Genomic DNA, 9,120 nt, shown 5'->3' on the forward strand with positions numbered 1-9,120 from the left:
GGCGGCCACCCTGAGGGCTGACCGGCCGGGGCGCGATGCGATCCACCTCGGCCGCCAGCGCCGCGAAGTCGATGTAGGACTCGATCTCGGCCAGCGGATCACCCAGGGTGTCGATCTTCTTGCGGTGAAGTTCGTCGGCGAACAGGTCGGTCTTGATGGCGCTGCGCGGTTTCATCGGAGTCGGCTCGGGGCGGATTCAGAACGATGTAATTTTATCAAGGGTGGGCGAGTCGAGGTTTTTCGAGGTGGCCAAATGACAAAAGAGGGAATTATTCACGGAAACTAAAATTTCATGCAAGGGTGCAACATTGCACTTGTTGTTATGGTACAAGATAGTTCCCATCGAGCATGGCTTTCGCCCAATTCGGGTCGCTCGCCCGGCGAAACCATGAAAAAGCCGATCCCCAAAGGATTCCCAAAGGAGATACTCCATGCGTCGTCTTCCCGTGTACCTGCTCATCGACTGTTCTGGGAGCATGATGGGGGAGCCCATCGAAGCGGTAAAAGTCGGTCTGCAGACGATGACATCGGCCTTGCGCACAGATCCATACGCGCTTGAAACCGTGCATTTGTCGGTGATCACCTTCTCGCAGCAGGCGACGCAGACAGTGCCGCTGACCGAGTTGGTTCAGTTCCAGGTACCCGACATTCAGGCCAGCGGTACGACGGCACTGGGCGAGGCGCTGACCTTGCTCGCGCAGTGCATCGAGCGCGATGTGAAGAAGACGACCCCGGAGAGCAAGGGCGACTGGAAGCCGGTGTGCTTTTTGCTGACCGACGGGCAGGCGACCGACGACTTGAACCGCGGCATCGCAGCCTTGCGCAATGTGAAGATGGGCACGCTGGTAGCGTGCGCGGCCGGTCCTTCGGCCAACACCGCGGAGCTGCGCAAGATCACCGAGTCAGTGGTTTCACTCGATACGGCCGACTCTAACACCCTGAAGGCCTTCTTCCAGTGGGTAAGCGCTTCGGTCTCCGTTTCGAGCCAGAAGATCGAGCGCGGCGGCAAGGAAGCTGACGGGCTCTCCGAGCTGCCGCCGCTGCCGCCCGAAATCAACCCCGCGCTCTGAAGCCCGGCATTCGCACAACCTCTGACTGGAAGAGAAATTCGATATGGCAGTAAGTCTGAAGAAGGGCCAGGGCATCAGCCTGCGCAAGGACGAGTTCGACCTCTCGAGCGTCACGATCGGGCTGGGATGGGACGTTGCGACGGAAAGCAGGGGACTGCTGAAATCGCTGTTCATGAAGAAGGAAGAGGACTACGACCTTGATGCGATCGCCTTTCTGCTTGGAAAGGATGGCAAGGTGCAGGATTTGGGTCACGATGGCGCGGGCAACGTGACGCTCGTGAACTCTGACGTCATTTTCTTCAACAGCCTGCGTCACCCCAGTGGCGCGATCTGGCTGACAGGCGACAACCGTACGGGCGATGGCGACGGGGATGACGAGCAAATCATCGTCCGCCTGAACGATCTGCATGCGCGCTACGAGTCCATCATCTTTGTGGTGTCGATCTATCAAGGCAAGGAGAAAGGCCAGAGCTTCGGCAAGGTCTCCAACGCCTTCATCCGCGCTGTCGACGCACAAGGCAAGGAGATCTGCCGCTACAACATCAGTGGAGACGCTTCTTACTCACAGTACCGCTCAATGACCTTCGCGCAAGTGAGCCGGCAGGGCGGCGCTTGGGAGTTTCGTGCGATCGGCACGCCTCACGAGACGGATCGCTTCGTCGACGTCCTCAAGAACTACATCTAAGGGGAGCAGACTCCATGAGCTCTTCTCGTCGCCTCCCGGTCTATCTGCTCATTGATACCTCAGGTTCGATGCGTGGAGAACCTATCGAATCGGTCAATGTCGGATTGCGGGCTATGCAGACTTCGTTGCGCCAGAATCCGTACGCAATCGAGACGGTTCATCTATCGGTCACGACCTTCGATTCGCAGGTCAAGGATGTTCTCCCGTTGACCGCGCTTGAGGACGCGACGATTCCGGAGATCGTCTGCCCAGCCTCTGGCGCCACTTTGCTCGGCGAGGCGCTGGAACACATTCTCCATCGGGCGAAGATGGAAGTACGCCAATCAAGCGCGGAACAGAAGGGGGATTGGGCCCCGCTGCTGTTCATCATGACAGACGGCAAGCCCACCGACACTTTCGTGTTCAACCAGGTTGCACCAGCCATCAAGGCATTCAAGTTCGGTTCGATCATCGCCTGCGCAGCCGGCCCCAAGGCCGACCCTGCGGGCTTGCGGTTCATCACAGATCATGTCGTCAGCCTCGACACCATGGATAGCGCTGCCTTCACCGCCTTCTTCCAGTGGGTTTCGGTCACGGTAAGCAGCGGCAGCATGAGCGTTGGCGCCGCCAATACGCTCAGCCTGCCGCCTACGCCCCCCGAAGTGAACGTGGTGATATAACCAGGAACCCAGACGATGCGACGCCTACCTATTTTCTTGCTGGTCGATGTGTCTGAGTCAATGGCCGGCGACAACCTACGCCAGTTACAAGAAGGGCTTGAGCGCCTAGTCCGTTCGCTACGGGCAGACCCGTACGCGTTGGAGACGGTCTTCATCTCCGTGATTGCCTTCGCAGGCAAAGCGAAGACCCTCACACCGCTGGTCGAGCTCTACCAGTTCTACACGCCACGGTTGCCGCTAGGGTCGGGCACCTCTCTGGGCAGCGCCATGGCACACCTGATGGACGAGATGGAGCGCACGGTTCAACGCTCTACCCCGGAGAAGAAAGGCGACTGGCGGCCGGTCGTCTATCTGCTCACCGATGGCAAGCCGACCGATGACATTGAACCTGCGATCAAGCGCTGGAAGCGGGATTTTGAGCAGCGCAGCAACCTGGTTGCGATCGGCGTGGGCAAACATGCCTCCCTGTCGGCGCTCCAGCGCTTCACAGAAAACGTCCTGAGCTTGGATGCCACGACTGAAGACGACTTCAAGCGCTTCATAGACTGGATCAGCCAGTCCGTTGCAAGTCAGAGCCGCAGCGTGAGCATGAACCAGGATGCGAAGATCAGCCTGGCCAAGGTCGATAATTCGATCATGGAGAAGATCGAAGAGATCGCTCAGGCCGCCACCGTCGACGAGGACTTCGTGATCGTCGCGGGCAAGTGCCAATCGACCAAGCTTCCGTACCTGATGAAATTCGAGCGCATCGGGCAGCGCTTCTCGACCCAGGAGCTGAGCGTAAACGCCGATCGCTATAACCTCGTGGGCGTCTTCCCGTCCGAGAAAGACTACTACGAGCTTTCCGACACGCGAGCGATGGCCAGAACGATCAACACGGACGCCCTGATCGGGGCGCCCGGTTGTCCACACTGCGGCAATCGATTCGGGCTGGCCATGTGCGGCTGCGGCCAGATCTTCTGTGTCAGTGAAACCGGAGAGGCAACCTGCCCTGGCTGCAACCAGACCGTCGTGATGGGCGAGTCCGATGGCGAAGGCTTCGACATCAGCCGGGCGAGGGGCTAAACCATGAAACCGGAACAACGCGCTCACATCAAGACAATCCTTCCGTGCCTGGACGATGCCATGTTTTCTAGGTTTGACAAGGCAGAGAACGTGGCTGCAATCGTCAGGGAATTTGAACGCAGGATCAACGCAGCCTGGGTGAAATACGTTAAGGAACACCTTATGCCGCGGCCCTCAGAATCCCCAGGCACTCAAATTGAGAAGGTGCAGTTTCGTGATTTTGGCCTGATCGACACGACAGAACCGCAACCCTCGCAAACCCAGAAGCCATCAAATCGTGGCGCTCCGCCCCTGCCCTTATCCCACTCTTCGCAAGTGCTGACCTCTGCCTTAGCATCGCAGCGGCCCACACACGCTTTAGCACAGCCTGCCTCGGCTAGCGCAGCCGGGTGCCTGACGACTACGACTTCCGACGCAGGCAACACGCCCGCCCCAGCACAGCCCAAGAGCGGGTCCGTAGCACCTGCGCCTCGCGCAACTGCGGCGGCGCCCACAGCCCCGAAGCCTGTGGCTGCACCCGAGCCGCCCACGGCCCCAACCCCGTCCACCGCCGTTCGTTTTTCGATTCGCAATGCACGGCAGAACGAACCCTACGACGCAGCAATTCAACGCGACCCGAATGTGCCGGGACTGCGCTTGCTGGACGTAACACTTCCTGAGGGCGCGGAGCTCACGGTCGACCTCGAGTACTGGCGCATCACAGGCACGCCGACCATCGCAGGGGAGTTCAACCTCGGACTGCGCTACACCTTTGCTGACCAGCCCGCACACGTCTCGCACACCGCGGGGATGCCCTTCGTGATCAACGCAGACCCCAAGACCCTCTGGCAGAACAATCCATCAGATCGCTCAGCGCCCTTCTGGAAGGAGGACAGCGCCTCGAGCGTTATTCTGGGTCAGCACGCGAAGATGATCGCAGCCCGTAAGCGGGGGCGTTCGCACGCCCATAAGGGCACCTGCTGTGACGACGATTTCCACCTGCATTGCGACGACGCAAACGGCTGGTATCTTGCGGTCGTTGCCGATGGTGCGGGCAGCTCCAAGTTCTCTCGCCGCGGCTCCCAGGTCGCGACCCGGGCTGTGAGCAGTTATCTGAAGGACGTATTCTCGGATGAGCGAGGATCGAATCTTGTCGAGGCGATCGAGGCGCTTGCCGAAGGCACCCGTCCTGACGCCACAAACGACGACTTGATCCGGTTGCAGCAGAAGACCCGAAACGAGCTCTTCACGACGATCGGGTATGCCGCGCACCACGCAGTACGCGAGTTGCAAAACGAGGCCAAGAGCCGAAGCGACATCATTTCGTCTCCGAAAGAGCTGTCGACAACCTTGCTCATAGGCCTGGCTCGAAAGGTAGGCGACAAGTGGTTCTGCGCAGCCTATTGGGTTGGCGATGGAGCTGTTGCAGTCTATCGGCACAACCACTCGGTGCATCTGCTCGGCGCCCCGGATTCTGGGGAGTTTTCTGGGCAGACACACTTCCTCGACGCCACTCAGGTGAGCCAAGAATCCTTGCTTCGACGCTTGCGCTTCGAATTGGTCGAGGACATGACAGCCTTCTTGCTGATGACAGATGGCGTCTCCGACCCCAAGTTTCGAAGTGAATCAGCCATGGCCGAGATTCAAGACTGGGATTTCCTCTGGGACGACCTTGAGACTGGCGCTAATCTGTCCTCCGACGTGGAGGGGCATGAAACCAGGCTGCTTGAGTGGCTCGATTTCTGGGCCCAGGGCGAATACGACGACCGCACGATTGCCATCATTTACTGAAGACGCAATGAGCCAAATCATCACACTGACCGCCAGTGACGGTTCCACGGTGCAGTTTGTCGACGAGAAGAAAGCTGCGGGCGGACTGAAGGACGTTTTCTTCTCCCCGGACAAGACGTATGTAGTTGCCTTCTACCGTGACAAACTTGATCAGGTTGGCCGAGAACGACTCAATCTGATCACTGGCACGTACCGTGACCGGGTTTTCAATCAGGAGGGTGGCGACTACCTCAAAAACCTGCTTTGCTGGCCGAGAGCGACCGTCGAACACAATGGACGGGTGGGCGTGGTCGTTCCCTTCTTCGCCAAGCATTTCTTCTTCGAGCACGGATCGCGCAACGACGATCAGATGCTCGGTATTCGCAAGCGCGAGAAAGAGGGGAAGTGGTTCGCGTCAGCAAAGAACAGGTCGAAGTTCCTTGATCCACGGGAGCTCGGGGACGGTCTCACGCAACTGAAGACATGCATCATGATGGCGCGAGCGGTACGCCGCTTGCACTCTGCCGGACTTGCTCACTCGGATCTTAGCTACAAGAACGTCCTGGTGGACCCCTCCGCTGGACGAGCCTGTCTGATTGACCTTGACGGTTTGGTCGTTCCAAGCAAGTTCCCCCCGGATGTTGCAGGAACCCCGGATTTCTTCGCCCCCGAGGTCGTGGCGACATCCAAGCTCGATCGGCATGACCCCAATCGCAAGCTCCCTTCACGCCTGACCGATCAGCATGCGCTCGCGGTGCTGATCTACATGAACCTCCTGTTCCGCCATCCCCTTCGCGGAGATAAGGTCCATGACATAAACGACACACAGCACGACGAGGAGTTGGCGATGGGCGAGCGGGCGCTCTTCATCGAGCACCCGGCCAATCACAGCAACCGCGTGAAGCTGGCCAACGTGCCGCCGGCCGAGTTGCCCTGGAAGGACACACAGAAGCTGCCCTACACGATCACCGGGCCGTACGTCTCGGAGCTCATCCGACGCGTTTTCATCGATGGACTACATCACCCTAACGCCCGGCCCACGGCCGACGAGTGGGAAACTGCCCTGGTCAAGACAGCCGATCTGCTCCAGCCCTGTCAGAACCCACAGTGCGCGCAAAAATGGTTCGTTTTCGACAACACCACCAAACCCTGCTGCCCACATTGCGGCACGGCATTTCGTGGGAAGTTGCCGGTTCTGAACCTCTACTCCTCGCACAAGGAAGGGAGCTTCCGGACCGACAACCATCGCCTCATGGTGTATTCAGGCCAGTCCGTATTCCAATGGCACTCGAGTCGCCTCACCTTTCCGAATGAGCGTCTCACACCTGAGCAAGCCAAGCGCGTTGGTTACTTCGTGTTGCATAACGACGACTGGTACTTCGTTAACGAAGCCCTGCCATCCTTGCGCGACGTAACCGCAAAACAAGACATCCACGTAGGCGGGCGCATCAAGCTCGAAGACGGCGGGCAGATCCTGTTCTCGCGTGAAACGGGAGGACGGCTCGCAGTGATCCAAATGGTGTGCCAATGACGAGTCACGCCGAAGAACAGAAGGTCGAGGAAGACAACAGCGACAGGTTGAGAATTCTCATTGAAGAATCAGGGTTTACGCAAAATGAAGCCCTCGCTCGATTCAATCGAGGCCAAGCACGAAAAATGGCCCTGCGAACGCTGAAATCGTACTTGGCGTCACGCGACGCAAAGACACGCATCAACTGCTCCGAGGCAATTCTGGAGCGGATGAAAAAAATTTTGCGGCAAACCTGACCCCCCCTAGTTTCTCAAACATCCCTTAACTTATTAAGGATTGAAGCCGTGCCACATTTTGGTTTTCCGGTCGAAGCAATCATCATTTTTCTGTCTGTGGTCGGGCTGTCCGTTTACCTTGATCTCTTTGCACACAGAAAGAGCACCGAAATAACGCTGTCCGATTCCGTTCGCTGGTCTCTTTTTTGGGTTGCGCTTGCACTGACTTTCTACGGATATCTCTGGGTCCGGTTCTCTAAGGAGTGGGCGGATCTGTATCTTGCCGGTTACGCCCTGGAAAAGTCGCTCTCGATCGACAACCTTATGGTCTTTATGGCCATCTTTGCCTCGTTCGGGATAAAGAGCGTGCTGCAGCACAGAATCCTTTACTACGGCATTCTGGGCGCGTTGGTGTTTCGAGCTATTTTCGTTCTCATTGGCACCAGCCTTTTCCTGGCGAGCCCATGGATCGGGTTCCTGTTTGCCGCCTTTGTTATCTGGAGCGGGATCAAGATGCTCCAGGCGGGAGGCGGCGACGGCGATGAACTCGACGACTACTCCAACCATTGGAGCGTTCGCCTCACGGGGAAGATGATGCCCGTCTATATGCGACTCCACCTTGACCGCTTCTTTGTTCGTCACCATGAACTTCTTGAGTTGAATGGCGATAAAACGGCAACCCAAGTCACACGAATCGGCGCAATGTATGTAACCCCCGCTTTTCTGTGCTTGATGGCAATCGAGACCTCCGACATCGCATTCGCATTCGACTCCGTCCCCGCAGTCATCGCAGTAACTCAGGAACCGCTGCTCGTTTATGCCGCGATGATTTTTGCGATCCTTGGGTTGCGCAGCCTGTACTTTGTCCTTGCGGCACTCACAAAGTACCTCGTTCACCTTGAGAAGGCAGTGATCGGCCTGCTGTTCTTCATCGGCGCCAAGATGACGCTGCAGTCATGGAACCATGCAATCGGCGACACGGGTATCCATATCAGCCCGAGCATGAGCCTGTCGGTGGTCTTGGGCATGCTCGCTCTTGGCGTCGTGGCTTCTTTCGTCTTCCCGGTAAAGGACGAGCCCGAGGAAGCCGCTACGAATTCGACAAACCCGAACTAATCAATCCGCAAGGACATGGCCTGGGAGACTGCAATTCTGCAGACCATTCCCCAGTTACCGCACAAGGAGTAGAAATGGCTTTTACAGATTGGCTCAAGCGCAACGTCACCGAGGCTCGAGATACCATCAATGCCGAGATCAGCAAGTTCAAATCGAAGGATCTGCTCGAAGCGATCGTCGCATCCAGTGCGATGGTCGCCTATGCTGACGGCCAGGTTTCCTCCGATGAGAAGCAAAAGCTCATGGGCTACCTGCGAAGCTCCGAGCAGTTGAAGTACTTCGACCAGAATGACGTGATCAAGATTTTCCAGAAATACGTCGAGAAGTACGAGTTTGACGCCACCATCGCGACCGGCGAAGTCATGGCCGCTGTCAGCAAGTTCAAAGGCAAACCCCAAGCACAGTTGGTCGTGCGCGTGTGCTGCGCGATCGGCGCCTCCGATGGCGATTTCGATCAGACAGAAAAGGCCGTCGTTCAACGAATGTGCAACGAGCTCGATCTCGACCCGGCCACATTTGACCTTTGAAGATCGCACCCTCGAGGCGACGGGCTGCCTAGCTCGCTCAGAACGGCTCGACTGCCTTGAACGCGCCCGCTTTGCTCATCGATCAACGCAAGTCGAAGGCGAACAGGTCGATCTTGATGGCGCTATGGGGTTGCATCGGAGTCGGCTCGGGGCGAATTCAGAACGGTATAATTTTACCAAGGGTGGACGAGTCGAGGTTTTTCGGGGTGCCTGTCTGTCCTGTTGGTCTTGTAAGCCATTGATGGCACCTATCTGCGTGACTGAATTGAAGAGGACGGCTGGAAAGAATGAGATCGCGGGGGATCCTGCGAGGCCGGTGATCGGCTCCACAAGGGTTATCTGTGGCGCGACCTGAAGAGTTCTGCCCCTCGCCGCCCAATGCTCCCAACTTAAGCCCCCTTATATGCCAAATGCTGGTGCGGCTTGACGCGTCGTGGCCTGGGGTAACTTCGATCAGGTTGGATGTGGCAGCGGGCACACGCGATGGCGTCAAGCACGGTCTG

9 protein-coding genes and 1 pseudogene are annotated in these 9,120 nt (G+C 57.8%); 9 read left to right on the forward strand and 1 reads right to left on the reverse strand.

What is annotated here, in order from left to right:
- Positions 1-175: pseudogene (locus tag GH681_RS22170) on the reverse strand (IS5/IS1182 family transposase); the annotation flags it as partial.
- 256 nt (positions 176-431) lie between these two features.
- Between GH681_RS22170 and GH681_RS22175 the strand changes: the two are divergent.
- The 9 genes from GH681_RS22175 (at position 432) to GH681_RS22215 (ending at position 8,617) form a co-directional block, all read left to right on the forward strand.
- Positions 432-1,070, forward strand: coding sequence for a VWA domain-containing protein (locus GH681_RS22175; RefSeq protein WP_153163690.1), 639 nt, complete (start codon positions 432-434; stop codon positions 1,068-1,070).
- Positions 1,071-1,113: 43 nt separating this feature from the next.
- Positions 1,114-1,755 carry a TerD family protein gene (locus GH681_RS22180; RefSeq protein WP_153163691.1) on the forward strand — a complete coding sequence of 214 codons (642 nt, stop codon included), beginning with the start codon at positions 1,114-1,116 and terminating at the stop codon, positions 1,753-1,755.
- A 14-nt stretch (positions 1,756-1,769) separates the two neighbouring features.
- Positions 1,770-2,414 carry a VWA domain-containing protein gene (locus GH681_RS22185; RefSeq protein ID WP_153163692.1) on the forward strand — a complete coding sequence of 215 codons (645 nt, stop codon included), beginning with the start codon at positions 1,770-1,772 and terminating at the stop codon, positions 2,412-2,414.
- Between the two features lie 15 nt (positions 2,415-2,429).
- Positions 2,430-3,479, forward strand: coding sequence for a TerY-C metal binding domain-containing protein (locus GH681_RS22190; protein ID WP_153163693.1), 1,050 nt, complete (start codon positions 2,430-2,432; stop codon positions 3,477-3,479).
- A gap of 3 nt (positions 3,480-3,482) precedes the next feature.
- Positions 3,483-5,249: a PP2C family serine/threonine-protein phosphatase gene (locus GH681_RS22195; protein WP_153163694.1), complete on the forward strand. Its 1,767-nt coding sequence runs from the start codon at positions 3,483-3,485 to the stop codon at positions 5,247-5,249.
- 7 nt (positions 5,250-5,256) lie between these two features.
- A complete protein-coding gene (locus tag GH681_RS22200) occupies positions 5,257-6,759 on the forward strand; it encodes a helix-hairpin-helix domain-containing protein (protein ID WP_153163695.1) in 1,503 nt (500 codons plus the stop codon).
- Complete coding sequence (locus tag GH681_RS22205) at positions 6,756-6,995, forward strand: hypothetical protein (protein WP_153163696.1); 240 nt, start codon at positions 6,756-6,758, stop codon at positions 6,993-6,995. Before GH681_RS22200 ends, GH681_RS22205 begins: the two co-directional genes overlap by 4 nt.
- 48 nt (positions 6,996-7,043) lie before the next feature.
- Positions 7,044-8,090 (forward strand): TerC/Alx family metal homeostasis membrane protein, encoded by a 1,047-nt coding sequence (locus GH681_RS22210; protein WP_153163697.1) that lies wholly within the window; start codon positions 7,044-7,046, stop codon positions 8,088-8,090.
- Positions 8,091-8,164: 74 nt separating this feature from the next.
- Positions 8,165-8,617 (forward strand): tellurite resistance TerB family protein, encoded by a 453-nt coding sequence (locus GH681_RS22215; RefSeq protein ID WP_153163698.1) that lies wholly within the window; start codon positions 8,165-8,167, stop codon positions 8,615-8,617.
- Positions 8,618-9,120 lie beyond the last annotated feature (503 nt).

Source organism: Zoogloea sp. 1C4 (assembly GCF_009469605.1).
In the GTDB taxonomy this organism is placed as follows: domain Bacteria; phylum Pseudomonadota; class Gammaproteobacteria; order Burkholderiales; family Rhodocyclaceae; genus Zoogloea; species Zoogloea oryzae.